The following is a 26,383-nucleotide window of genomic DNA, read 5'->3' as shown; positions in this document are numbered from 1 at the left end:
TTGCAAAAAAAATAGGCGACTTCTGCAGAAGCCACCTATTTTTTATTATTTTCTAACTGTATATTAGCAGTTAACTGATGCCATGTGAGCAATCAGGTCAAGAACCTTGTTAGAATAACCGATTTCGTTATCATACCAAGATACAACCTTAACGAAAGTATCAGTCAAAGCGATACCAGCCTTAGCGTCGAAGATAGAAGTGCGAGTGTCACCCAAGAAGTCAGAAGAAACAACTGCATCTTCAGTGTAACCCAGAACACCCTTCAATTCGCCTTCAGAAGCTTCCTTCATGGCAGCGCAGATTTCAGCGTAAGTAGCGGGCTTAGCCAAGTTAACTGTCAAGTCAACTACAGATACGTCCAAAGTCGGAACACGCATAGACATACCAGTCAGTTTACCGTTCAATGCCGGGATAACTTTACCTACAGCCTTAGCAGCACCGGTAGAAGACGGGATAATGTTGCCAGAAGCAGCACGACCACCTCTCCAGTCTTTCATAGAAGGACCGTCAACTGTCTTCTGAGTAGCAGTTGTAGAGTGAACAGTAGTCATCAAACCGTCAGTGATACCCCATTTGTCGTTCAATACCTTAGCGATAGGAGCCAAGCAGTTAGTAGTACAAGAAGCGTTAGATACGAATTGAGTACCCTTAACGTAAGTCTTTTCGTTAACACCGCAAACGAACATCGGAGTGTCGTCCTTAGAAGGAGCAGACATTACAACATATTTTGCGCCAGCTTCGATGTGAGCTTGAGCTTTGTCTTTGCTCAGGAACAAGCCAGTAGATTCAACAACGTATTCTGCCTCTACTTCGTTCCATTTCAAGTCAGCCGGATTTTTTTCTGCAGTGATGCGGATAGCCTGACCGTTAACGATCAATTTGCTGTTTTCAACGTCAGCTTCGATAGTACCGTCGAATTGACCGTGCATAGTGTCATACTTCAGCATGTAAGCCAAGTAGTCTACCGGGCAAAGGTCGTTGATACCTACGATCTGAATATCGTTTCTCTTCATTGCAGCGCGGAATACGAAACGTCCGATACGTCCGAATCCATTAATACCTACTTTAATCATTTTGTTTAAACTTTTAAGGGTTTTATAATGTTTAAAAATAAACTTTCGCTTACTAATTGCATTTCTTTCTGATTTGCGGTGCAAAAGTAAGAAAATGTTTTTATATTCGTAACCAAAATCATAATTAAATAATTGAAAAGATGGGAAAAAGTTCATTTTTACAGGAATTTAAGGCTTTTGCCATGAAGGGCAATGTGATAGACATGGCCGTCGGTGTGATTATCGGTGGGGCATTTGGAAAAATCGTCTCTTCCATCGTGGCAGATGTGATTATGCCTCCTATCGGGTTACTGGTGGGCGGTGTCAACTTTACAGACTTGAAGTGGGTGCTGAAACCTGCCGAAATGGTGGATGGGAAAGAGGTTGCTGCCGTGACCTTGAATTACGGTAATTTCTTGCAGGTCACTTTCGACTTTCTGATTATAGCATTCTCTATCTTCATGTTTATAAAGTTGTTGACCAAACTGACTGAAAAGAAGAAAGAAGAGGCGCTTGCCGTTCCTCCGGCTCCCCCCGTACCGAGCAAGGAAGAGGTGCTGCTGACCGAAATCCGTGACTTGCTGAAAGAAAAGTAATATCGAAGCAGAACTTCATAATGTGGTTAATGTGCCGGTTGGCATATTAATTACATTGGTACCTTTAACTCTTCCCGACACTGCCGGAAACTGTTCCTTTTTGTGCTAAGCAATAATCTTACCACAGCTGTGGTAAGAAAATAACATTGCTGTGGTAAGCAAGTTGCATAGCTGTGGTAAGAAAACAACACGGCTGTGGTGAGAATAGCTTTTCGTATATTTGTGGATAGTGTTTGCCTGAATTTAAAGCTGTTTTTAGTAAAAAAGCGTTTTTCTGTCACATTATCCCTAATAATTCCTTTACTTTTTCTACTTTTGCAAATCATTTATTAAAGTCTATACGGATTTATATGCAAGAGAAGATTATTATTCTTGATTTCGGTTCGCAAACCACGCAGCTCATAGGCCGCCGGTTGCGCGAACTGAATGTCTATTGCGAGATTGTACCTTACAACAAATTTCCATACGGAGATGAGAGTGTAAAAGGAGTTATCCTTTCGGGTAGCCCCTTTTCTGTTTATGATAAGAGTGCATTCAAGGTAGATTTGAGCGGGATTCGTGGGAAATATCCCATTCTGGGTATCTGCTACGGTGCACAGTTTATCTCCTACAGCAACGGTGGACGGGTGGAGCCGGCAGGAACCCGCGAGTACGGACGTGCCCATCTCGGTTCTTTCGATTCGGAGAATGTCCTTTTCAAAGGGGTAAGGAAGAATACCCAAGTATGGATGAGCCACGGAGACACGATTACAGCCATTCCCGACAATTTCAAGATTATAGCTTCTACGGACAAGGTAGCGATTGCTGCTTACCAGGTGTCCGGCGAGGAGATGTGGGGAGTGCAGTTCCATCCGGAAGTGTTTCATAGCGAGGATGGTACGCAGATGCTACGCAACTTCGTGGTAGACGTCTGCGGTTGCAGTCAAAGCTGGAGCGCCGCATCGTTTGTAGATACCACTGTGGCCGAACTGAAGGAGCAGCTTGGCAACGATCGCGTTATCTTGGGACTGAGTGGCGGTGTAGACTCTTCGGTAGCCGCCGTGTTGCTGCATCGTGCCATCGGTAAGAACCTGACCTGCATCTTTGTAGACCACGGACTGCTTCGCAAGAATGAGTTCAAGAATGTGATGCACGACTACGAGTGTCTGGGGTTGAATGTGATTGGTGTGGATGCCAGTGAGAAGTTCTTCAAGGATTTGAAGGGAGTGACCGAGCCTGAGCAGAAGCGTAAAATCATCGGCCGCGATTTCATCGAAGTCTTCGATGCCGAGGCGCACAAAATTACCGATGCCCGTTGGTTGGCACAAGGCACCATTTATCCCGACCGCATCGAGAGCTTGAACATTACGGGCAAGACCATCAAAAGCCATCACAACGTGGGCGGTCTGCCCGAGGAGATGAACCTCCGTCTGTGCGAGCCGTTGCAGTGGCTGTTCAAGGACGAAGTACGCCGCGTAGGACGCGAATTGGGAATGCCCGAACATCTGATTACTCGTCATCCTTTCCCTGGCCCGGGACTGGCTGTCCGCATTCTGGGGGATATAACACGAGAGAAAGTACAGACCTTGCAGGAAGCCGACGATATTTTCATCCAGGGCTTGCGTGATTGGAAAGTGAAGGATGCCGCCGGCAACGAGACATCGCTCTACCATCAGGTCTGGCAGGCGGGCGTCATTCTTCTGCCCGTACAGAGTGTGGGCGTGATGGGTGACGAACGTACCTATGAACGTGCGGTGGCCTTGCGTGCTGTTACTTCCACCGATGCCATGACGGCCGACTGGGCGCATCTGCCCTACGAATTTCTGGGCAAGGTGTCCAACGACATTATTAATAAAGTGAAAGGTGTGAACCGCGTAACCTATGACATCTCTTCAAAACCGCCCAGCACAATAGAATGGGAATAAGACCGACTGAAATTATTAACTTAAAAACAATATAGAAGAATGAAGCAGGATATGATTGTGATTCTGGATTTGGGAAGCCATGAGAACACAGTGCTTGCCAGAGCGATTCGTGCGTTGGGAGTATATAGCGAAATATACCCGCACGATATTACCGCTGCCGAACTGAAGGCTTTGCCGAATGTGAAAGGTATCATCATCAACGGTGGTCCCAATAATGTGGTTGATGGGGTATCTATCGATGTATTGCCCGAGATTTACGAAGCAGGGTTCCCCGTGATGGCCGCCGGACACGACAAGGCGTTGTGTGAAGTGAAGCTGCCGCAGTTTACGGATGATGTGGAAGCCATCAAGGATGCTGTGAAATCTTTCGTATTCGATACTTGTAAGGCTGAGGCTAATTGGAACATGACGAATTTCGTCAACGACCAGATAGAATTGATACGCCGTCAGGTAGGCGACCGTAAGGTGCTGCTGGCACTGTCCGGTGGTGTGGATAGCTCCGTGGTGGCTGCTTTGCTGCTGAAAGCTATCGGCGACAAGCTGGTTTGCGTACACGTGAACCACGGGTTGATGCGTAAGGGCGAATCGGAAGCCGTGGTGGAAATCTTTGGCAAGGAGCTGAAGGCTAACTTGATATACGTGGATGCCACAGACCGTTTCCTCTCCAAGCTTGAAAACGTGGCCGACCCCGAACAGAAGCGCAAGATTATCGGCGGAGAGTTTATCCGCGTCTTTGAGGAAGAAGCCCGTAAGCTGGACGGCATCGACTTCCTTGGACAGGGTACCATCTATCCCGACATTGTAGAGAGTGGTACAAAAACAGCCAAGATGGTGAAGTCTCATCACAACGTAGGCGGTCTGCCCGAGGATTTGCAATTTGAACTGGTGGAGCCGTTGCGCCAGTTGTTCAAGGACGAAGTACGTGCATGCGGTGTAGAGCTTGGATTGCCGTACGAGATGGTTTACCGTCAACCGTTCCCCGGTCCCGGATTGGGAGTGCGTTGTCTGGGAGCCATTACCCGCGACCGTTTGGAGGCTGTACGCGAGTCGGATGCCATTCTGCGTGAGGAATTCCAATTGGCAGGCCTGGATAAGAAGGTATGGCAGTATTTCACTGTGGTGCCCGATTTCAAATCTGTAGGTGTACGCGACAATGCGCGCTCTTTCGACTGGCCCGTCATTATCCGTGCCGTCAATACGGTGGATGCTATGACCGCTACCGTCGAGCCGGTAGACTGGCCCATCCTGATGAAGATTACAGACCGTATCCTCAAGGAAGTGAAGACCGTCAACCGTGTTTGCTACGATATGTCTCCGAAACCCAATGCGACAATCGAGTGGGAGTGAGACTGGCCAATGATAATGATAGCCTCACCTTAAAAATGGTGGGGCTGTTTTTTTATGACAAAAACAACAAAGAATAGAACAATGAAACTTTTATGTATGATTGCTGTCTTTTTGTGCATACCTTGGGTAGCCTCTGACGCGCAGAAGCAGGATTGGGGAAATTTGAAACGTTATGCAGAGGCAAATAAGGAACTGGTACGGAAGGGAAAGCAAAAGGACCGGGTGGTTTTTATGGGCAACTCAATCACAGAAGGATGGGTGGCAAATGATGCCGCTTTCTTTGAAAAAAATGGCTATGTGGGCCGTGGTATAAGTGGGCAGACTTCTTCCCATTTCCTGCTCCGTTTTCGTGAGGATGTCATCAAGCTTGCTCCGGCGCTGGTCGTGATAAATGCAGGTACCAATGACGTAGCGGAAAATGCAGGCGCTTATAATGAAGAATACACTTTTGGAAATATAGTGTCTATGGTTGAGTTGGCACGGGCTAATAAGATAAAGGTGATTTTGACATCTGTGTTGCCTGCCGCTGCTTTTGGCTGGAATTCTTCGGTGAAGGATGCTCCGCAAAAGATAATGCAGCTGAATGCCAGAATACGGGCATATGCTAAGGAGAACAAGATTCCTTATGTCGACTATTACAGTGAGATGGTAGAGGCGGAAGACGGCAATAACGCCTTGAACCCCTTGTATACTAAGGACGGGGTACACCCCACTCTGGAAGGGTATAAAGTGATGGAATCCTTGATAAAGAAAGTGATAGACAAGGTGTTGTAGGAAATCTCGGTTCAGGTGGTTATAAGAGTTTTTCTGCGTTGGGAATCATCATCTCGCCTCTGTGCAGTTCGAGCAGACCTTTCTCCTGCATGCTGTTCAGCGCTCTCGATACTCCCACGCGGGTATCATTGACCACCTGGGCCAGTTCTTCCATTTTTATTTTCAGCGTTTTCCTGCCTGCCGGACGTTCGATGTGTGTTAGGATAAAGTTGCCGATACGTCTTTCAAGGTTGTCGGTGTTTTCTGCCCAAAGGCGGTTGCTCAGACTTTGCGCGCGGTTGCTGATGATATTCATGTAATTCAGGCGGAATATATCATATTTAAACAATTCGCTCATGACGAAAGCCTTGCTTATGCTAACAGTGTGGGTCTCAGTTTGGGCGGTATAGGTCGAGACATAGGAGGTGCTCATCCCGAATAGGGATTGTGGCTCGATGACATAAGGCGCTTGAAAATATTCCGTGAAGCTGTATGAGGTATTAGCGGATGAAGTACATGAGGAGATTTCACCTTTCAATACGAATATCAGTTGACTGCATGTGTCACCGGCTTTCACGATAACTTCGCCGGCTTTATGCTTTGTAAAGTTCAGCTTGACTTTTCCTAGGATATTGGTAAAGTCTTCTTGTGCGAGTCCTTGAAAGAGTGGCAGTTGCAATAATGTATCAAACATTGTATTCATGATGCTTTTTCTTCTTGTTTTGAAACAAAAGTAGACATTATCAAGGTGTACTGTAAACTCTTTGCCCCTCTTTTTGTTTTTTTTATTGTTTCTTAAACGTGCTGTTGTCCTCTTCTGCCTTGTGGTCCGAATCCTCTTTTTCTGAATCCTCTTCTTCCGTGTCTTCCTCTTCCTCCTCTCCGGCAAACGGATCAGGCCGTTGTGGTCCGTATCCCATAAAGCATATGGCGCATAGCGTGCCTGCTATGGCTCCGCTAAGGTGTCCTTCCCAAGAAGTGGTGGCCTTTGCAAATTGTGGGAACATATTCCATACCAGGCCGCCATATAGGAACGTTATCAACAGTGAAATGGCGATAAGCGGTACATGTTTGCGCAGTATGCCGCTGAAGAACAGAAAGAAAGCCAGTCCGTATATAATGCCACTGGCTCCGATATGCCATCCCGGTTTCCCTATAAGAAAGGTAAGTGTACCGCATCCTATCCAAATGGCAAAGAAAATGTAGGGGGCTATATGGCGGTAGAAATAGAACAGACACCACATCAGGAAAAAGAGTGGAATCGTATTGGCGAGCAGATGCTTGAAGCTGCTGTGCACCAGTGGATGTGCGAAAATTCCGAACATACCCCGCTGTTCCATCGGATATACTCCCAGTTGTGTGAAGTTCCAGTCCATGCCTATCTCCAAAAACTTCAAAATGTATAAAATGAATAGCAGGAATAGGGGTATAACCGCCGCCAATGCCATTCTGCGTATATCATGCTTCATATTTCGTACAGTGATTGCTATTTTTGTACAATACTACGGAATATTTGACGAAAACCGAAAAAAAACTGACTTTTTATTTTGCCTATAAGCTTTAATTCGTATTTTTGGGCATCGCTACATGGCTTGTAGCGCATATACCGAAATAATTAACCTTTAAATAATGCACAACTATGAGTTATTTACGATTTGACAAGACCCTGATGATTAATCTGCAAGAATCTTTGCCAAGGGAGATATTGCGGACGAATAGGTCGGGAGCCTATCATTGTACAACAATTGTAGATTGTAACACACGCAAATATCACGGTCTGTTGGTGATACCGGTCCCCAACCTTGATGATGAAAACCATGTGCTGCTGTCTTCTTTGGATGAAACTGTAATTCAGCACGGTGCGGAGTTCAACCTGGGGTTGCATAAGTATCAAGGGAACCACTTCAGTCCTAACGGACACAAGTACATTCGAGAGTTCGACTGTGAAAATATCCCCACAACTACCTATCGTGTAGGAGGTGTCATCCTTCGTAAAGAAAAGATTTTCGTACATCATGAAAATCGGATTCTGATTCGTTATACCTTGGTCGATGCCCATTCGGCAACTACACTCAGATTCCGCCCTTTCCTGGCATTCCGCAGTGTGCGCGAGTACACGCACGAAAATGCGCAGGCAAGCCGCGACTATCAGTTGGTAGAGAATGGCATTAAAACCTGCATGTATCCTGGTTATCCGGAGTTGTTCATGCAGCTCAACAAAAAGAATGAGTTCCACTTCCAGCCTGACTGGTATCGTGGTATTGAGTATCCTAAAGAACAGGAACGCGGATATGACTTCAATGAAGACCTTTATGTGCCGGGATATTTTGAAGTTGATATAAAGAAAGGGGAAAGCGTTGTCTTCTCCGCCGGTATTTCCGAGATTTCCCCCCGCAAGCTGAAGCAGACTTTTGAGTCCGAGGTGGCCGACCGCACTCCGCGTGACAGCTTTTACCACTGTCTGAAAAACTCGGCGCACCAGTTCCACAACAAGCAGGGAGAGGAGCATTATGTGCTTGCAGGTTATCCTTGGTTCAAGTGCCGTGCCCGTGACTTGTTCATCTCCCTGCCGGGTCTTACTTTGGCCTTAGGCGAACAAGATGAATTTGAAGACGTGATGAAAACAGCCGAAAAGGCTATCCGTGAATTTATCAATGGAGAACCTTCTTCCTATAAGATATACGAGATGGAGCATCCGGATGTGCTGCTGTGGGCTGTCTGGGCTTTACAGCAGTATGCTAAGGAGACTTCGCGTGAAAATTGCCGGCAGATGTACGGTAATCTCCTTGAAGAGATTGTTGACTATATCCGTGAACGCAGGCATGGCAATCTCTTCCTGCACGAAAATGGATTGTTGTATACCAATGGTACCGAGAAAGCGGTTACCTGGATGAACTCTACCGCCAATGGCCGTCCGGTTATTCCGCGTACGGGCTATATTGTGGAAGTGAATGCACTGTGGTACAATGCCCTGCGTTTTGTAGCCGATATGGTGCGGGAGGGAGGCAATGAAATTCTTGCTGATACACTGGACGCTCAGGCAGAAGTTACCGGAAAGTCTTTCGTAGACGTATTCCGCAATGAGTATGGCTATCTGTTTGACTATGTGGATGGTTATATGATGGATTGGAGTGTACGTCCCAACATGATATTTACTGTTGCTTTTGACTATTCTCCGTTGGATAGGGCCCAGAAAAAGCAGGTACTCGATATTGTGACGAAAGAACTGTTGACTCCGAAGGGTTTGCGTACACTGAGCCCCAAGAGTGGCGGATACAATCCGAATTATGTAGGTCCTCAGATTCAAAGAGATTATGCCTATCATCAGGGTACGGCATGGCCGTGGCTGATGGGTTTTTACATGGAAGCATATCTGCGTATCTATAAAGTGAGTGGCGTGTCGTTTGTAGAAAGATACCTCATCGGTATGGAAGATGAAATGACTTCCCATTGTATTGGCGCATTGCCCGAACTCTTCGATGGTAATCCTCCGTTTGTAGGAAGAGGGGCGGTGTCATTTGCCATGAATACGGCAGAAATCCTGCGTATCTTGAAGTTATTGTCTAAGTATAATTTATAAAAGGAGGAACGAAGATGAAAGTTTTAATGTTTGGATGGGAATTTCCTCCCAAAATATATGGTGGTCTTGCGGTTGCTTCTTATGGAATAACTAAAGGATTAAGTTTGCAGGGCGATGTGGAAACTACTTTCTGCATGCCCAAGCCGACGGGTGAAGAAGAGGACTTCTTGAAGATAGTAGGCATGAACCAGGTGCCTATCGTGTGGCGTGATGTCGATTACAATTATTTGAAGTCGAGGCTGACGCGCAACATGACGCCGGAAGATTATTATTCTTTCCGCGACCATATCTATTCGGATTTCTCTTATATGCACGTCAATGACATAGGCTGCATGGACTTTGCCGGCGGTTATCCCGGCAACCTGCACGAAGAGATAAACAACTTCTCGGTGATTGCCGGAGTAGTGGCTCGCCAGCAGGAATTTGATATTATTCATGCCCACGACTGGCTGACGTATCCTGCCGGAGTGCATGCCAAGATGGTGAGCGGAAAGCCGCTCTGCATCCATGTGCATGCTACGGACTTTGACCGTTCACGTGGAAAAGTCAATCCTACCGTCTATTCTATGGAGAAGAACGGTATGGATTATGCCGACTGCATCATGTGCGTGTCCGAACTGACCCGTCGCACGGTTATTGAGCAGTACCATCAGAATCCCAAGAAGGTGTTTGCCATGCACAATGCCGTCTATCCTCTCTCGCAGGAATACCAGGACATTCCACGTCCCGACCATTCCAAAGAGAAGATTGTGACATTCCTTGGCCGCATCACCATGCAAAAGGGACCGGAATACTTTGTGGAAGCTGCTTCACTGGTATTGCAGCGTGCCCGTAACATCCGCTTTGTTATGGCCGGTTCGGGAGATATGATGGATGCCATGATTAATCTGGCAGCCGAGCGGGGCATCGCCGACCGGTTCCATTTCCCGGGCTTCATGAAGGGAAAGCAGGTATATGAGGTTTATAAGAACAGTGATGTATTCGTTATGCCTTCCGTTTCCGAACCTTTCGGTATTGCTCCGCTGGAAGCTATGCAGTGTGGAACTCCTTCCATCATTTCAAAGCAGTCGGGATGCGGTGAAATTCTTGATAAGGTCATCAAGACCGATTATTGGGACATTCATGCAATGGCCGATGCCATTTACTCTCTCTGCACTAATCCCGCTCTCTTCCAATATCTGCAGGAGGAAGGCAAGAAGGAAGTGGATGGAATCACGTGGGAAAAAGTAGGCTTGAGAATCCGCGCCCTCTATGAGGATGTGTTAAGAAACTATGGTAAATAACAAAAACAATAATAGAAATGAGAACTATCTGTCTTTATTTTGAAATACATCAAATCATTCATCTGAAACGTTACCGTTTCTTTGATATAGGTATCGATCATTATTACTACGATGATTATGCCAATGAAACCAGTATCAATGATGTAGCCGAACGCTCTTATATCCCGGCATTGAACACTCTGATTGAAATGGTGAAGAATTCCGGAGGTGCGTTTAAAGTGGCTTTCTCCATTTCAGGGGTTGCGCTGGAGCAGTTGGAAATATATGCACCGGCTGTCATCGACTTGTTGCACCAGCTGAATGATACTGGTTGCTGTGAGTTCCTTGCCGAGCCTTATTCTCATGGCCTTTCTTCTCTGGCCAACGAGGATTGCTTCAAGGAAGAGGTGATGCGTCAGAGCGCTAAGATGAAGCAAATGTTCGGTAAGGCGCCGAAGGTGTTTCGTAATTCCAGCCTGATTTATAATGACGAGATTGGTGCGATGGTGGCAGCTTTGGGATTCAAGGGCATGCTGACGGAAGGAGCCAAGCATGTTTTGGGTTGGAAGAGTCCGCACTATGTATACCATTGCTCCATGAATCCTAACTTGAAGTTGCTGTTGCGTGACTTTAAGCTGTCTGACGACATCAGCCTACGCTTCTCCAACTCCGAGTGGAACGAGTATCCTTTGTTTGCCGACAAGTACATCAACTGGATTGATGCTTTACCGCAGGAAGAGCAGGTCATCAACATCTTTATGGAACTCTCTGCTCTGGGCATGGCACAGCCGTTGTCTTCCAATATTCTGGAATTCCTGAAGGCACTTCCATACTGTGCCAAAGAAAAGGGGATTACTTTCTCCACACCGACGGAAATCGTTACTAAACTGAAATCTGTTTCCCAGTTGGACGTTCCATATCCGATGTCTTGGGTGGACGAAGAAAGAGATACCAGCTGCTGGCTGGGTAACGTGATGCAGCGTGAAGCATTCAACAAGTTGTATAGTGTTGCCGAACGTGTCCATCTCTGTGATGACCGTCGTATCAAGCAAGACTGGGATTATCTGCAGGCAAGTAACAACTTCCGTTTCATGACTACCAAGCAAAGCGGTGTCGGTTTGAACCGTGGCATTTATGAATCTCCTTTTGATGCTTTCACCAATTATATGAATATTCTTGGTGACTTTATCAAACGTGTCGATTCTCTTTATCCGGTAGATATAGATAATGAAGAACTGAATGCATTGCTGACCACTATCCAAAACCAAGGTACCGAGATAGAGGAACTTCATAAGGAATTGGCGAAAGCGCAGACCAAACTGGAGAAGATAAAGGCTGCGGAAAAGAAAGAGGGCAAGGCTACAGCTAAATCTGCCGCAGAAAAAACGGCAAAGGCCAAGGCTTCTGCCAAAAAGCCTGCTGCAAAGAAAACAACTAAAAAGGCTGCTGAATAATATCGGCAGCTTTCCCATCAATCATAAAAAAGCCTTCCGCTCATCGTAGAGCGGAAGGCTTTTTTATGGAATATCTGTCAGTTACTTGTTGAAACTGGTGTATGTAACTTCTATCTTCAGAGGCGATTCCACTTCGCCTTTTGCATTCTCTTTCGGACCGCCTTTCAGTTTGGCATATCCCGGCTTGAGGTCGTTTTGGATACCGGTTATGGTTTTGTTGCCGCTACTGCTTGTACTGTTGTCATAGGTAATGGAAACCGGAATCAGCAATACCTTATCCCAGTCTTCATTTTCTTTGTTCCAAGTTTTTTCCCACTCTGTCTCATTCCAAGAACTGCCGGCCTTTTCTTTGGCGGCTTTCTTGGCAGCTTGTTTTTCGTTGATGCAAGTGGTAACCAACCGGGCGATGTTGCTGAATACATATTGGTTAGTGGCAAATGCATTGTGGGTGGTTGTAAATGAGGTAATATTATCCATGACTTTGTTCTCTTCAAAGAAGCTTTTCAAGTCTTGTTTACGTATCAACAGCACGTCATTGGGAGCACTCATGCTATATTCATAGTCACTGTTTATATTATAATTCGTGAAAGTTAACTTCACGGCATTCAAGGTGTCATTGGTCAGTTTATTGTATATTGAATCGTATGGCATGGTAGCTTGAGTGAAGATACCGGCAGGAGATTTGATATAGGTATGTTGAGTTTCGGCAGCCTTTGCTTTTATCAAATCAGAATTCAGAAACTGGTTTGCCTGGATAACCTCTTTGGTAGAGGCGAATACAGTTTGCATGCTATAGAACAAAGAGTCTGTACCATCTTTTTTCTTCAGTGCTACACCGGTAGTATCATTTACGTGGTGGAAACGGAATTGCATTTGCAGAGCCACATAATCCACATAGAGGATGGTTCCATCTCCATAATCGCTCTTCACGTATACTCCTTTGAAAATCTTGTCTATGAAAGTTGCGGCGTCTTTAAAGTATTCGGGATGCTCGCGATAAACCTTCAATATTCTGTCTTCGCCGAAGGTTTTCTTGTCCAATGGGAACGTTACATTGGGATAGAAAGTATAATAACCGTTATTGTCCTTTTCAAATCTCACAGAGTCTGGAACAGACGTGTCGAAAGCTGAATAGGCCTTACGTCCGAGCAGGGACTTGGGGTCATACTTATTGTAGTACTCCTCTGGATTGATGTTGGTATAGCGATTTTTGTCCAGCTTCTTGTCCAGTTCATAGACACTCATTCGGCATGCATTCAGGGAATCGCCGAACCAACTGGAATAATAGACTGCTAGTTGTACTGAAACTACCGAGTCGGCAGTCATTGTACCTGTTGCCTTGATTGGATTTCCTTCACTGTCCCATTCGGTCACTTTATACACTTCCGGAAGTGAGAAGTTCTCCGTACAGTTCAGCTCCGTAAGGAAACTTGTTTCGTAATAACCGAATTCCGGGTCGGAAAACTTGCCTATATAGCCGGTACTCGTTTTGGCAAATACGGAATCAACGGGAAATGAACATGTTGTTACATTAAAAGTAGCAGTATGCGCTGACATGCCGTCAGAATCGGGCAACATACCCAGGCCTAATGTGCCGGTGTTGTCATCGCATCCAAAGAAAGTCAGGACTGCCAAAAGTAATGTTCCCAGATATCTTACTTTCATAGTTTTAACTGTCTAAATCGATTTTATTTTTGTTCTGTTTTCCATACCTTGTCGTAGAAGTCGTTGCAGGCTTCAGCAAAGTTTTCGGGAGATTGATATTCCAATACGGGCTTTCCGGATTCGCGGGCATAGTTCAGTACTTCCTCATTGACGTGTTCGCTTTGCTGTATAATGCCGTCGGAGAAGTCAGCAGCCAGTTTGCAAAGTGCTGTGTAGTCAATGGGTTCCTTCAATCCTGCAATATCTTTTTTGGCAATGCCTTTCAACAATAGCTTGTTAGAAAAGTCTGTGTGGAAAGCTTGTTTGAAGTCATCTTCATAAAGGGAAAATATGACTTTGGCATCTCTGAAAGAAGGTTCGTCTTTATAGGCTTTCTTGATGTACAGAGGCGCTAAAGCGGTCATCCAGCCGTGGCAGTGGATGATGTCGGGACACCAACGCAGTTTCTTCACCGTTTCCAGTACGCCGCGGGCATAGAAGATGGCACGGGCATCATTGTCTTCATACTCTTCACCATTTTCGTCTGTTACCTGCAAGCGGTTCTGGAAGTAGTCATCGTTGTCGATGAAGTATACTTGCATACGTGCAGACTGGATAGAGGCAACCTTGATGATGAGCGGGTGATCGGTATCGTCAATGATGAGGTTCATGCCGGAGAGTCGTATCACCTCATGCAGCTGGTTTCTGCGTTCGTTGATATTTCCCCATTTTGGCATAAACGTTCTGATTTCTCTGCCTTTTTCTTGAATAGCCTGAGGTAGGTTTCTGCCTACGAGGGACATTTCGGATTCTGAAACGTAAGGGGTAATTTCTTGGGTTATAAATAAAACCTTGTTCGCCTTTGTCATAATAACAATGTTCTCAATTATTCTGCAAAGATATAAAAAAAATCGGGCAATAAAGCAAACAGAGCCCGTCTATAATTCCTTATGAATTGTTAACTGATTGTTGTTCAGTGAGAAATCTTCTTTTGGAATTGTCGGAAAGTGTACTGAGTTTTGCATTAATTTGTGATATTTCTTCTTTATATGCTAAATAATGGTTTATTTTGCACCGCTTTTGAGAACAACCAAGTTATTATATAACCAATTAAAATGGAAATAGTACATACTATCAAGGACTTGCAGGCCGGACTTTCGGCTTTGAGAGCCCAGGGAAAGAAGATAGGTCTGGTACCTACGATGGGTGCCTTGCATGCCGGTCATGCCTCATTGGTGAAACGTTGTGTGGCAGAAAATGACGCTGCCGTAGTAAGCGTTTTTGTAAATCCGACCCAGTTTAATGACAAGAATGATTTAGTGAAATATCCCCGTACGCCGGAGGCTGATTGCCGTTTGCTGGAGGAGTGTGGAGCGGCATTTGTCTTTGCTCCTTCGGTGGAGGAGATGTATCCGGAACCGGATACCCGCCGTTTCAGCTATGCACCGCTGGACACAGTGATGGAAGGGGCATTCCGTCCGGGACATTTTAATGGTGTTTGCCAGATTGTGAGCAAACTGTTTGATGCTGTGCAGCCGGATCGTGCCTACTTCGGCGAGAAAGATTTCCAGCAGCTGGCAATTATTCGCGAGATGGTCCGCCAGCTGAAGTATCCTTTGGAAATTGTAGGCTGTCCCATTGTTCGTGAGGAAGACGGGTTGGCTCTGAGCAGCCGCAATGCCCGTTTATCTGCCGAAGAACGCAAAAATGCACTGAGAATTTCGCAGACTTTATTTGAAAGTCGTACCTTTGCAACCTCGCATACGGTAACTGAGACACAGAAGTTTGTGGAAGACACCATCGCAGCCACCCCCGGATTGCGTTTGGAATACTTTGAGCTGGTGGATGGCAGTACCTTACAGAAGATTGCCGATTGGGAGGAAACCTCTTATGCTGTGGGTTGTATCACGGTGTTCTGCGGGGAAGTCCGTCTGATTGACAATATCAAGTACAAAGAGCCTGCTGCCTTGTAATTTATAATTAGTAATTCGTAATTTATAAAGATATGATGATTGAAGTGTTGAAGTCGAAAATCCATTGTGCCCGCGTCACGGAAGCAAACCTGAACTATATGGGAAGCATTACGATTGATGAGGATTTGATGGATGCTGCCAACATGATTGCCGGCGAGAAGGTGTATATAGCCGACAATAATAACGGTGAACGTTTTGAAACCTACATTATTAAGGGCGAGCGCGGCTCTGGAAAAATTTGCTTGAACGGTGCGGCAGCCCGCAAGGTGCAACCTGATGACATCGTTATTATCATGTCCTACGCGCTGATGGACTTTGAAGAAGCCAAGTCATTCAAGCCGACGGTGATTTTCCCCGACCCGGCAACGAACAAGGTGGTGAAGTAGTCTCTTTATTGAAATATGGAAATAAAGCCCCGTTTGCAATTTTTCTGTAAACGGGGCTTTGTTTTTACTTCTGATTCTTCCCCGCAGGGTTCGTATGAGAATGAGGAGCCGATTTAATCTTATCGAGTAAATACAGAATCTCAGTTTGGACATCGAAATTATATCTTTGGTAGTCCTGATAGGTGGGCATCAAGTCCGGATAAAGTGTGTGGGCACACCGGTCTTTGCCCGGAAAGCATATTTGTATGGAGTTGGAGATAGAGCCTTGCATGCCGGTATAAGGTAACCGGAATAAGGTTTGTTCCATATAGGTATTGGGGGCTTGTCCACTGGGTATTCCTGCAAGGGTAGCACCCATTTTCCACAGATAGAAAGTGTAGTGGAAAGCTGCACTGAAGGTACGTTCGTTGGTAATGACGTAAATGTGTTCCGGAGTATAGAGCGCCTTTCCTTGTTGCTTTCTCAGTTCTTCCGGTGCACTGGACATACAGTTCTCGATGAAGTCGGCCCGTCGCTGTTCTATGTTTGTGGTATCTGCTTCGTCCGTACTAAAAGTGTAGTCACCGTAGGTATAGTCTGTTCCGTATGTTTGGTTGAAATCCTGCAAGTTTGTCTGTAGTTTTTGCATGTAGAGGGGAGAGATGATACGATAGAATTTTATATCCATATCCGTTTGCAGGAAGTGGTCACCGAACAGTTGGTAAAGTGTGGGTAGGACAATCGGAGTCCAGCCGCCGCTATTGTTGCGCAAATCTATGATGAGAGTGGAGGAGGCTTCCTTCTTCATCTCTTTCAACATATGGGCGAAAACTTCGGAAAGGGACGGGAGTTGCCGAATGGCTTGCAGGGTATCGGCGGGCATATCTTGTTTCAAGATATCCCGATAATAGAATCCTATTTGCCGGTATAAATCTTTCAGCCCTTGTTTTTGCATATACTCAAAATTATCCCGTGCCATGATACTGTTGATATTGATGAGCATTATTTGCTTGTCGTTGTCTACGAACTGATAGGTCAGTTGTTTGTCTGTATAAGCTTTCCAACTGTTATTGTGTTGCATGGGTGTGTTTTGCACTTCCTGCCTTGACAATAAGGGAAGGGTTAATCCTCTTGATTTGCCGTCGGGAGTAAGAAGTGAGAGGTGAAGGTTGTCTTTCATTTCAGGGAAAAGCTGTCTCAAGAAATGTTCCGTAGGCATGGACTTGCATAGATTGGCATAACGGTCATATAGGTTTTCACTGGCTTGGATAGCGGCAGTGCGGGCCAGTACCTCTTCTAAAGAATCTCCGTTGATGGTTGTGATACGGCTACCTAACAAGTCTTTGTACGTTTCAGGGATTCCTTGAAGTATAATGCCGTCGGGGATGGTGCGTACTTCCAGTGCCAGGTAACGCTGCTTTGCTTGTTGATTGGCTGTGGGAGGTAAAAGGTAGGTGTGTCCGTCTTGCAGATTGGATAGGAAAATGCTTACCTTGTCAAAAAAGGTCTGTTTCGTACTGGGAGTCCGGCGTAACTCGTTCTCCAGATGGAAAGCTTGTTCGTAGAAGAATACTTTTCCTCCGAAGCCGCTATAAGGGTCAGGATGGGTTGCTGTCAGTTCTTTTACCAGATACCGAAAGTCTGAAGCAAGGGAATCCCCGTTTAGGGGCTCTTGGGCGCTTGCCAATAGGGAAGCCAGACAGAGAAGGAAGGATAGATGAATATGTTTCATATTCTTGAAATATTAAGTTGTATGTTAGAAGGGGAAAGTAGAAGGAGAGGTTGTAGTAGAATAAAAAAGGTGGAGTTCGTATGTCTCCACCTTTCATGACAGATTCTTATTTTTTTAGCTGTTCGTTCATCGCTGCTGCTGCCTTTCGTCCGTCTCCCATGGCAAGGATTACGGTAGCACCTCCGCGGACAATGTCTCCTCCGGCAAAGATGGTCGGGATGGACGACTGCATGTTATCGTTGACGGCAATCGTTCCTTTCCGGCCCAATTCCAGTCCCTTGATGGAGCTTGGGACAATCGGGTTGGGAGATACACCTACGCTGACGATGGCAAGGTCAATGTCGATGGTTTCCGTGGCTCCGGGGATGGGTACGGGACTGCGGCGTCCGCTGGCATCCGGTTCACCCAGTTCCATTTTCTGAAGCACCACTTGTTTCACTTTTCCTTGTTCGTCGGCAATGTATTCGATTGGGTTGTGGAGGGTCAGGAATTCTACACCTTCTTCCTTGGCATGTTTCACCTCCTCGATACGTGCCGGCATTTCTTCTTCCGAACGACGGTAGATAATTAGGGCGCGCGCTGCACCGAGGCGGCGTGCAGTACGCACGGAGTCCATGGCAGTATTACCGCCGCCTATCACGGCTACACATTTGCCGAAGGGAACCGGTGTATCGGAATCTTCACTTGCCGCATCCATCAGGTTGACACGGGTCAGGTATTCATTGGACGAGAGGATATTGATGGAGTTCTCGCCGGGGATGTTCATAAAGTTGGGCAGTCCTGCACCGGAAGCTACGAATATGCCTTTGAAGCCTTCCTCTTCCAGTTGTTCCATGCTGAGCGTCTTGCCGATGATACAGTCCTTGACGAATTCTACTCCCATTTTGGCAAGGTTGTCAATTTCCACATCCACCACTTTGTTGGGCAGGCGGAACTCAGGAATGCCGTATTTCAATACACCACCAATCTCGTGCAGTGCTTCGAAAACAGTCACGTCATAGCCATACTTCGCCATATCTCCGGCAAATGACAGACCGGCGGGACCTGAACCGATGACAGCTACTTTGATACCGTTCTTTTCCTTGATTTTAGGTATGGAGATTTGTCCGCTCTCTCGTTCGTAGTCAGCGGCAAAACGTTCCAGATAGCCGATGGCTACCGGCTTTTCGTTCATCTTCAGATGGATACATTTGGATTCGCACTGTTTCTCTTGCGGACAGACGCGACCGCAGACGGCAGGCAGCGCACTGGTTTCTTTCAGTGTCTTGGCCGCTTCGAGGAATTCACCGCGCTCAATGTTCTTGATGAAGCGGGGGATGTCGATACCTACCGGACAACCTTCCGTACATCCGGGGTTGGCGCAGTCCAAGCAACGTTTGGCCTCTGTCAGCGCTTGTTCTTTCGTTAACCCTTGGTTGACTTCCTCCTTGCGGCTGTGCGAGCGGTATTCTGCATCGAGCTCGTTCATCTCCACGCGTGGAATGGCAGTCCGTTCTTTGGCTTTCATGGATTTGCGTAACTCCTGACGCCATGCAGCATTACGGCTTTTCTCATCTTCCATGTTTTCACCGGTAGCTTGGCAGGTTTGAGGTTCTTCCAGCTTGTGCATCTCCTCGCGTTCGATGCTTTTAAAAGCGCCCATACGCTTCAGCATCTCATCGAAGTCCACTTGATGTCCGTCGAACTCAGGGCCGTCCACACATACAAATTTGGTCTTTCCTCCGATGGTGATTCGGCAGGCGCCACACATGCCGGTACCGTCAACCATAATCGTATTCAGGGATACATCCGTGGGGATTTCGTATTTCTTTGTCAGCAAACAAACAAATTTCATCATGATGGCGGGGCCGATGGCGAAACACTTGTTCACCTTCTCGCGCTTGATGACTTCTTCTACGCCTTCCGTCACCAGACCTTTTCGTCCGTAGGAGCCGTCGTCGGTCATGATAATGACTTCGTCGGAGCTTTCGCGCATCTCCTTTTCAAGGATGATCAGTTCTTTGGTACGTCCTGCCAGTATGGTGATGACGCGGTTGCCGGCAGCTTTCAGCGCTTGCACGATAGGGAGCATGGGAGCTACGCCTACACCACCTCCGGCACAGACCACAGTACCGAAGTTGTCAATGTGTGTAGCTTGTCCCAACGGACCGACAACATCCGTAATGTAATCGCCTTCGTTCAGTTCGCAAAGACGGGTAGAGGAGAGCCCGACTTCCTGAACCACCAGTGTGATGGTTCCCTTTACCGGGTCGGCTTCCGCAATGGTAAGCGGCATACGTTCGCCTTTTTCGCCCACACGTACAATGACAAAGTGCCCTGCCTTACGTGATTTGGCAATCAATGGTGCTTCAATGACTAACTTAAAGACCTTTTCAGAAAAGTGTTCTTTGCTAATGATTTTATTCATTATCTAATAATTTTGTTGGTGTAATTACGCAATTACTGTCAGATTGATAGATTTTGCAAAGATAGGGGTTATTTGGTAATATCAAAAGAAGAATAGGGTAAAACTGCATGTTGTCACTGGATAACATCCCTTTGTCACTATAATTTGTTCACTTTCTACAGCCTGCCTACTTTTGAAATAAAAAATGAGGAAGAGTATGTATCGAAATGTTTTTTTAGGGGCAATTTTATTGAGTATGCCTTTGGTGGTTTGGTCGCAGCAGGATACGATTGCCGACCAGCGTTTGGAAGAAATTATGGTAACTGCTAAACTCCCGTTGGTAGAAATATCTGCCGGTAAAACAAGTTATCGGATGGATGCATCTGTCACTCAAAGTACGGGCAGTCTTTATGATGTTCTTGCTTCCCTGCCGGGAGTCGTGATAGATTCCAATGGCAATATTTTGTTGAACGGACAAAGCGGTGCAACGATTCTGATGGATGGCAAGCCTACTTATCTTTCGGGAGATGAATTGATGAGTCTGTTGAAATCTACTCCTGCAACTAATGCTGATAAGATAGATTTGATAACCCAGCCTTCCGCACGCCACGATGCGGCGGGAAGCTCCGGGTTGATTGATATACGTACAAGAAAAATAAGGCTGCGCGGTGTGAATCTGGCCTTGAACGGCAATGGCAGTCTTGGACGGACGGGTGGCGGTTATGGCGGCGTTTCCATGAATGTCAGGGAGAATAAGTTCAATCTTTATTTGAATTATTCGTATTATCAGGGAAAGGATGTCATAGACTTGTTTATCGACCGTGCGTTCGAACGGGATGGAGGAAGAATGATGCAGGACTCTTACCGGAAGCGTAGGAATTATTCGCACTATTTTCGTACCGGATGTGATTATTATCTCAATGAACGGACAGTTTGGGGAGTCTCGTTGGGTGGAAACTTTTCCCGGCAAAAGGAAAATGCAGGCATGTTTACGGAAATCCAAGAAATCGGAGTTGCGGGAAATACTTATAGCTATGCGGAGCAAAACCGGAACAATCTTTCTGCCGGGACCAGTATGGTGCATAAGCTTAAAAGAGAAGGGGGAGAACTCAGCGCTTCTTTTGATTATTTCCATTATTACCGTGTTGGAAACCAGTTGATGGATAGTTTTAAGCCCGATACATTGAAAGGGGACATGAAGGGAAATACCGACTTATATGTCGGACAGATAGATGCGGTTTATCCATTAAGTGAGGTTTGGAAGTTGCAGGCCGGAGTCAAAACCTCATTTGTTACGATAGACAATACGGCAGGTTATATGCGTCCGTCGGCTTCCGGCTGGCTGCCGGACGGGGCGCTTGGTTCCCGATTTGTATATGATGAAAATATCAATGCCTCCTATCTGCAAGCCGGCTATGAGAAAGACCGCTTGAAAATCTCAGCGGGTCTAAGGTTGGAACATACCCATGTACACGGGGACTTTGGAGGAAATACACAACAGAAAGACTCTTCGTTTACAACGAATTACTTCCATTTGTTTCCTACCATTGCTTTGCAATACGGTTTGACTTCGGAACATTTGTTTCAGTTTTCGTATGGCAGGCGTATTACCCGCCCCAATTATGGTGATTTGAATCCTTTTACCTACATATTCGATGACTATACCCATGAAGGAGGAAATACAAAACTGCATCCTTCCTTTTCTGATAATATAGAGTTGGGGTATGTGTATCGTGACTGGTTTCAGACGGTTCTCTTTTTCTCGTATACAGATGATGCTATCATGAAGAGCTATCGCGAACAAGAGGAACGGCGTATCTATGTAATGCCTCAGAATCTGTCTTCCTATGTACAGACGGGTGTGCGTGTACATGCTGCCAACCTCTCACCTGCTTCTTTTTGGAAAGTGAATCTGACCGCTATCGGTATTTATAATAATTATGGTTGGACGGAACAAGGGCAGAAAATGAAAAACCGTATGTTTACCCCGATACTCGGCTGCATGAACCAGTTTGCTTTCGCTTCAGTATGGTCGGCCGAACTTTCGGCAAATTATAATGGGCGAATGGCCTACGGACAAGCCACTGTACATCCGGTGCTGGAGGTGAACATCGGTATCCAAAAGAAGATGTTCCGTAACAGATGCACCGTTACCTTGTTTGCCAAGGATGTATTCAACACCAATTATCAAAAAGTAGATATTCGGTCTCCCGGTGTGCAGGCGTTTGTTGACGAACGGCACAACAAACGTGTGCTGGGTATTGCTTTCTCTTGGCGTTTTCAAAAAGGCAGCGATACAAAAGAAAGCAGAAGGAAAAAAGAAATAAATGAAACAAAAAGAGTAAATTTGTAACTACTATGGGCAGACTGTGGAACAAATGGCTGATGCCGGCATTATTTGCCGTGATTCTTTTTCTATGTATTCGTGTGGCGAATGATATTCCGAAACATGAATACTATTGGGAAAGTAATGAGTGGAATTTCATGTTGAAGGATATGCTTGTGGTACTCTTCATGTCTTACCCTATCTTTTTTCTATTGAAGTATTGGCTTTGTTTGTGCCGGAAGCGGAAGTTGGTGTGGTGGCAGGAATACGGGGTGGTTGTCCTGACAGCTCCCGTCTGGTGTCTTCTGACGATGTGGGTTATCCGCTTTTTGATGGGGGTAAGTCTTGATTTATACGATGTGCCTATTCCCGCCATAGTCAGTATGTTGCTTGGCGGCTTCTTCTATATATTCTTGCGTAATCAGATGATACAGAAGGAAAACGAAGCTCAACGCCTGCAATTGGAGAAGATAAAAAATGACCAGCTCCAGACAGAGCTGAAATTCCTTAAAGCACAATATCATCCACACTTTCTTTTTAATGTACTCAATACGGTTTATTTTCAGATAGATGAGAATAATGAGGCTCCACGGCATACTCTTGAGCAATTGTCCGATTTGCTTCGTTACCAATTATACAATGACGGGGAGAAAGTGCAAGTTCGTGTGGAAGTGGAATATCTGAAACAATACATCAGCCTATGTAAACTTCGTGCTACGAAGCGGCTGCAGTTGCAGGTGCATTTCGATGAAATGGAGGCGCAGGTTGAGATTTATCCATTGTTGTTTGTACCGTTGGTGGAGAATGCTTTCAAATATGTGGGAGGGAACTATTTTATAGCTATGGATATGTGTCTGAAAGAAGGCAAGTTGTGTTTTAGTATTGAAAATTCTATACCGGAACCATTAGTGCACCAGAAAGGAAAACATGGAATCGGCATAGAAAATCTGAGGCGCAGGCTGGAGCTGCTATATCCGGAGCGTCATACGCTGGACATAAATAGAGGAGATACTTTGTTTAGAGTAAAACTTGTGATAGAATTATAGGATGAAACAGGTAAAATGTGTAATAACCGATGACGAGCCTACTGCATGTGAAGGATTGCAACGCTATGTGGAAAAGGTGGATTTCCTTTCTTTAATGGGTGTATGTGAAGATGCTATGCAGTTGAACACTCTTTTGCAGACTGAGCAGCCGGACTTGTTGTTTCTGGATATTGAAATGCCTTATCTTTCGGGGCTTGAACTCTTGGCATCTCTTGCCCATCCGCCTCATGTGATTATCACTTCCGCTTATGAGCAGTATGCATTGAAAGGTTATGAACTTGATGTTACGGACTATCTGTTGAAACCGATTTCGTTTGACCGGTTCCTGAAAGCGGTGAATAAAGTACATGGTCTTTTGCAGCAGGAGAAATGGCCGGATGAAGCTAATAATTTTATATTTGTCCGTTCAGACCGTCAGATGCATAAGGTGTTGTTTAAGGATATTCTGGTGGTGGAGGGGCTGGAAAATTACGTCTGTATTTATACGGAAAGCACAAAGCTGCTTGTACGTTCTACCATGAAGCGTATGATAGAGGCTCTTCCTGGTGGAGTATTTCAGCAAGTCCATAAATCATATCTGATAAATTTGGAAAAGATTGAGATGATAGGTGGCAATCGGATTATAGTTGGGAGGCATACTGTTCCGGTGGCACGTAATTTCCGCGAGGAGGTGTTTGCACGTATTTTGAAGAATACTTTGTAGTTGCGCAGGAGAAGCTTGTCATGATAAAACTCTGGGCACGAATTACATGGATTTCACGTTTTTTGCTAACCGCAACTGTGAAATTCATGTAATTCGTGCCCGAAAGAAAGTGTCAAAGGCGTATTGCTGCACGTGACTATTATGGCCTTAGTCTATTATTTCAAATCCCGTATACGGAACCAATGCCTTTGGTATGCGGATTCCTTCTGGAGTCTGGTTGTTTTCCAGCAAGGCGGCAACGATGCGTGGCAGAGCGAGTGCGGAACCGTTCAGCGTATGGCAAAGCTCTGTTTTCTTTTCTGCCGTACGGTAGCGGCATTTCAGACGGTTGGCTTGATAAGTGTCAAAATTAGAGACGGAACTTACTTCCAGCCAGCGTTTCTGTGCTTCGGAATACACCTCAAAGTCAAAACAGAGGGCAGCCGTGAAGCTCATATCGCCACCGCAAAGGCGCAGGATGCGGTAGGGGAGTTCCAGTTTTTGAAGCAAACCTTCTACATGGTCCAGCATTTCCTGATGAGACTGTTTGGAGTGTTCCGGCTTGTCGATGCGCACCAGTTCTACTTTGGAGAATTCGTGCAGACGGTTCAGACCACGTACATCTTTTCCGTATGAGCCGGCTTCGCGACGGAAACATTGAGTATAGGCGCAATTCTTGATGGGCAACTGTTTTTCGTCCAGAATCACATCGCGGTAGATGTTTGTTACCGGAACTTCGGCTGTAGGAATCAGATATAAGTCGTCCACTTCGCAATGGTACATTTGTCCTTCTTTATCGGGAAGTTGCCCCGTGCCATAGCCGGAAGCGGCGTTCACCACTGTCGGCGGCATTACTTCTGTATAGCCGGATTTGCGTGCCTCGTCCAGGAAGAAGTTGATGAGCGCGCGTTGCAGTTGTGCACCTTTGCCTTTGTATACGGGGAATCCGGCACCGGTAATCTTAACGCCCAGGTCAAAGTCTATCAAGTCATATTTCTTGGCCAGTTCCCAGTGGGGCAGGGCATCTTTGGGCAATTCGGTTTCCATGCCGCCCATCTTCTCTACCACATTGTCGTCGGCACCGACGCCTTCGGGTACACTGTCATAGGGAACGTTGGGGATGGTGTAAAGTAAAGTCTGCAAATCGTTGGCAGCCTGCTCCATATTGGCTTGCAAGTCTTTGTTGACTTCTTTCAGCTCGGCCACGCGGCTTTTGGCGGCTTCTGCTTCTTCTTTCTTACCCTCCTTCATCAGTTGTCCGATGGATTTGGAGAGTGAGTTGGCTTCTGCCAAGTTTTTATCTAAGATGGTTTGATTGGCTTTTCTTTTGTCATTGAAGTCCAGCACTTGTGCAATGGTTTCTTTCGCATTCTTGAAGTGCTTCTTTTCCAGTCCGCGGAGAACCGCGTCGGTATTTTCTGTAATTTGTTTGATGGTAAGCATATCTTATACTTGTTTTTATGTTATTCGGTTTTGTGAGTGCAAAGATATGGAAAAAACAAATAAAGTGTTGCTTTTGACATGAAAGAAAGGGATGCAATCCATTCGGATTGCATCCCTTTTCCTTATTTCTTGTTCGGAAACTTATGCTTCTGCGTTTTCTGCGGGGATAACAGAAACTGAACGTCTGTCTTCCTTGCCTACTTTGAACTTTACAGTTCCGTCTACTAAAGCGAAAAGAGTGTGGTCTTTTCCCATGCCGATGTTCTCACCCGGGTGGAATTCAGTACCTCTTTGACGAACGATGATGTTACCTGCCTTGCAAGCTTCGCCACCAAATATCTTAACGCCTAATCTCTTGCTCTGTGATTCGCGGCCGTTCTTAGAACTACCGACACCTTTTTTATGTGCCATTTTTTCTTACTGTTTTAATTGATTAAGCTACTACTTCTGTAATTGTTAACTCTGTGAATTGTTGACGGTGACCGTTCAACTTACGATAACCTTTTCTTCTTTTCTTATGGAAAACGAGAACTTTATCGCCTTTTACCATGTTTGATACGACCTGGCAAACAACCTTTGCACCCTCTACTGTGGGAGCACCTACGGTGATGTTGCCGTCTTTGTCTACCAAAAGAACCTTGTCAAACTCTACTGTTGCACCGTTTTCTGCATTCTGGATGTGGTGTACAAACAGTTTTTTGCCAGCTTCTGCTTTGAATTGCTGACCGTTAATTTCTACAATTGCGTACATTTCTTATATTAATGTATAAGTTAGCTCCGTCGGGTGGTCTCTAATCACTTAGAAAGCACTTGGTCGAACCCGGTGCGGAATAATCG

General features: G+C 45.8%; 22 protein-coding genes. 12 read left to right on the top strand and 10 right to left on the bottom strand.

The annotated features are described in order from the left end of the window. Nucleotides 1-63: 63 nt before the first annotated feature. A complete protein-coding gene (gene gap, locus DWY57_RS01905; RefSeq protein WP_117601142.1) occupies nucleotides 64-1,074 on the bottom strand; it encodes a type I glyceraldehyde-3-phosphate dehydrogenase in 1,011 nt (336 codons plus the stop codon). A gap of 140 nt (nucleotides 1,075-1,214) precedes the next feature. On the opposite strand from gap, the gene mscL reads away from it, so the two are divergent. The 4 genes from mscL (at nucleotide 1,215) to DWY57_RS01880 (ending at nucleotide 5,674) form a co-directional block, all read left to right on the top strand. After that, nucleotides 1,215-1,649, top strand: coding sequence for a large-conductance mechanosensitive channel protein MscL (gene mscL / locus DWY57_RS01900; protein WP_119961251.1), 435 nt, complete (start codon nucleotides 1,215-1,217; stop codon nucleotides 1,647-1,649). Nucleotides 1,650-1,999: 350 nt separating this feature from the next. Next, on the top strand, nucleotides 2,000-3,553 hold the full coding sequence (guaA, locus tag DWY57_RS01890; RefSeq protein WP_117601139.1) for a glutamine-hydrolyzing GMP synthase: 1,554 nt from the start codon (nucleotides 2,000-2,002) through the stop codon (nucleotides 3,551-3,553). Between the two features lie 39 nt (nucleotides 3,554-3,592). Continuing rightward, complete coding sequence (guaA, locus tag DWY57_RS01885) at nucleotides 3,593-4,900, top strand: glutamine-hydrolyzing GMP synthase (protein WP_117601138.1); 1,308 nt, start codon at nucleotides 3,593-3,595, stop codon at nucleotides 4,898-4,900. 81 nt (nucleotides 4,901-4,981) lie between these two features. Next, entirely contained in the window at nucleotides 4,982-5,674 is a 693-nt protein-coding gene (locus DWY57_RS01880) for an SGNH/GDSL hydrolase family protein (protein WP_117965899.1), read from the top strand. Nucleotides 5,675-5,693: 19 nt separating this feature from the next. Here DWY57_RS01880 and DWY57_RS01875 read toward each other — a convergent pair whose 3' ends face one another. Together DWY57_RS01875 and DWY57_RS01870 are read right to left on the bottom strand one after the other, a co-directional pair. Beyond that, complete coding sequence (locus DWY57_RS01875; protein ID WP_117601136.1) at nucleotides 5,694-6,356, bottom strand: Crp/Fnr family transcriptional regulator; 663 nt, start codon at nucleotides 6,354-6,356, stop codon at nucleotides 5,694-5,696. 82 nt (nucleotides 6,357-6,438) lie between these two features. Further along, entirely contained in the window at nucleotides 6,439-7,122 is a 684-nt protein-coding gene (locus DWY57_RS01870; protein WP_117965902.1) for a rhomboid family intramembrane serine protease, read from the bottom strand. A gap of 170 nt (nucleotides 7,123-7,292) precedes the next feature. Here DWY57_RS01870 and DWY57_RS01865 point away from each other — a divergent pair, with 170 nt between their 5' ends. From DWY57_RS01865 to DWY57_RS01855, 3 genes are read left to right on the top strand one after another with little or no spacing between them, the layout of a single operon-like run. Next, nucleotides 7,293-9,233, top strand: a complete 1,941-nt coding sequence (locus tag DWY57_RS01865) for a glycogen debranching enzyme N-terminal domain-containing protein (RefSeq protein ID WP_117601134.1) — start codon at nucleotides 7,293-7,295, stop codon at nucleotides 9,231-9,233. A 14-nt stretch (nucleotides 9,234-9,247) separates the two neighbouring features. Beyond that, nucleotides 9,248-10,516, top strand: coding sequence for a glycosyltransferase family 4 protein (locus tag DWY57_RS01860; protein WP_008666090.1), 1,269 nt, complete (start codon nucleotides 9,248-9,250; stop codon nucleotides 10,514-10,516). Nucleotides 10,517-10,533: 17 nt separating this feature from the next. Beyond that, a complete protein-coding gene (locus DWY57_RS01855) occupies nucleotides 10,534-11,949 on the top strand; it encodes a glycoside hydrolase family 57 protein (RefSeq protein ID WP_117601133.1) in 1,416 nt (471 codons plus the stop codon). A gap of 81 nt (nucleotides 11,950-12,030) precedes the next feature. Here the strand turns inward: DWY57_RS01855 and DWY57_RS01850 are convergent, their stop codons facing one another. Then, nucleotides 12,031-13,614: a DUF4270 domain-containing protein gene (locus DWY57_RS01850; protein ID WP_117601132.1), complete on the bottom strand. Its 1,584-nt coding sequence runs from the start codon at nucleotides 13,612-13,614 to the stop codon at nucleotides 12,031-12,033. 23 nt (nucleotides 13,615-13,637) lie between these two features. Next, nucleotides 13,638-14,462, bottom strand: a complete 825-nt coding sequence (locus DWY57_RS01845) for a glycogen/starch synthase (protein WP_117601131.1) — start codon at nucleotides 14,460-14,462, stop codon at nucleotides 13,638-13,640. Nucleotides 14,463-14,708: 246 nt separating this feature from the next. Between DWY57_RS01845 and panC the strand changes: the two genes are divergently transcribed. Continuing rightward, nucleotides 14,709-15,566: a pantoate--beta-alanine ligase gene (panC, locus tag DWY57_RS01840; protein WP_117965911.1), complete on the top strand. Its 858-nt coding sequence runs from the start codon at nucleotides 14,709-14,711 to the stop codon at nucleotides 15,564-15,566. 32 nt (nucleotides 15,567-15,598) lie between these two features. Next, nucleotides 15,599-15,952, top strand: coding sequence for an aspartate 1-decarboxylase (gene panD / locus DWY57_RS01835; RefSeq protein ID WP_005823568.1), 354 nt, complete (start codon nucleotides 15,599-15,601; stop codon nucleotides 15,950-15,952). A 64-nt stretch (nucleotides 15,953-16,016) separates the two neighbouring features. Here the strand turns inward: panD and DWY57_RS01830 are convergent, their stop codons facing one another. Beyond that, nucleotides 16,017-17,663, bottom strand: a complete 1,647-nt coding sequence (locus DWY57_RS01830; protein ID WP_119961250.1) for a S41 family peptidase — start codon at nucleotides 17,661-17,663, stop codon at nucleotides 16,017-16,019. Nucleotides 17,664-17,769: 106 nt separating this feature from the next. Continuing rightward, nucleotides 17,770-20,070 carry a bifunctional dihydroorotate dehydrogenase B NAD binding subunit/NADPH-dependent glutamate synthase gene (locus DWY57_RS01825; RefSeq protein ID WP_119961249.1) on the bottom strand — a complete coding sequence of 767 codons (2,301 nt, stop codon included), beginning with the start codon at nucleotides 20,068-20,070 and terminating at the stop codon, nucleotides 17,770-17,772. 196 nt (nucleotides 20,071-20,266) lie between these two features. On the opposite strand from DWY57_RS01825, the gene DWY57_RS01820 reads away from it, so the two are divergent. From DWY57_RS01820 to DWY57_RS01810, 3 genes are read left to right on the top strand one after another with little or no spacing between them, the layout of a single operon-like run. Then, nucleotides 20,267-22,402, top strand: a complete 2,136-nt coding sequence (locus tag DWY57_RS01820) for an outer membrane beta-barrel family protein (RefSeq protein ID WP_227186385.1) — start codon at nucleotides 20,267-20,269, stop codon at nucleotides 22,400-22,402. Nucleotides 22,403-22,407: 5 nt separating this feature from the next. Continuing rightward, entirely contained in the window at nucleotides 22,408-23,421 is a 1,014-nt protein-coding gene (locus DWY57_RS01815) for a histidine kinase (RefSeq protein WP_009037054.1), read from the top strand. 1 nt (nucleotide 23,422) lies between these two features. Then, nucleotides 23,423-24,124, top strand: a complete 702-nt coding sequence (locus tag DWY57_RS01810) for a LytTR family DNA-binding domain-containing protein (protein ID WP_119961247.1) — start codon at nucleotides 23,423-23,425, stop codon at nucleotides 24,122-24,124. Nucleotides 24,125-24,271: 147 nt separating this feature from the next. Here DWY57_RS01810 and serS read toward each other — a convergent pair whose 3' ends face one another. From serS to rplU, 3 genes are all read right to left on the bottom strand, one after another. Next, on the bottom strand, nucleotides 24,272-25,546 hold the full coding sequence (gene serS, locus DWY57_RS01805) for a serine--tRNA ligase (protein ID WP_119961246.1): 1,275 nt from the start codon (nucleotides 25,544-25,546) through the stop codon (nucleotides 24,272-24,274). 141 nt (nucleotides 25,547-25,687) lie between these two features. After that, nucleotides 25,688-25,957: a 50S ribosomal protein L27 gene (gene rpmA / locus DWY57_RS01800; RefSeq protein ID WP_117601126.1), complete on the bottom strand. Its 270-nt coding sequence runs from the start codon at nucleotides 25,955-25,957 to the stop codon at nucleotides 25,688-25,690. Nucleotides 25,958-25,979: 22 nt separating this feature from the next. Then, the gene (gene rplU / locus DWY57_RS01795) at nucleotides 25,980-26,297 is read right to left on the bottom strand and encodes a 50S ribosomal protein L21 (protein WP_005828892.1); all 318 of its coding nucleotides are present in this window, start codon (nucleotides 26,295-26,297) and stop codon (nucleotides 25,980-25,982) included. Between the last annotated feature and the right edge of the window lie 86 nt (nucleotides 26,298-26,383).

It is taken from the genome of Bacteroides sp. AF25-5LB, assembly GCF_003602965.1.
GTDB classification, from domain to species: Bacteria; Bacteroidota; Bacteroidia; order Bacteroidales; family Bacteroidaceae; genus Bacteroides; species Bacteroides uniformis.
This window is presented reverse-complemented; position numbering and strand designations above follow the sequence as displayed.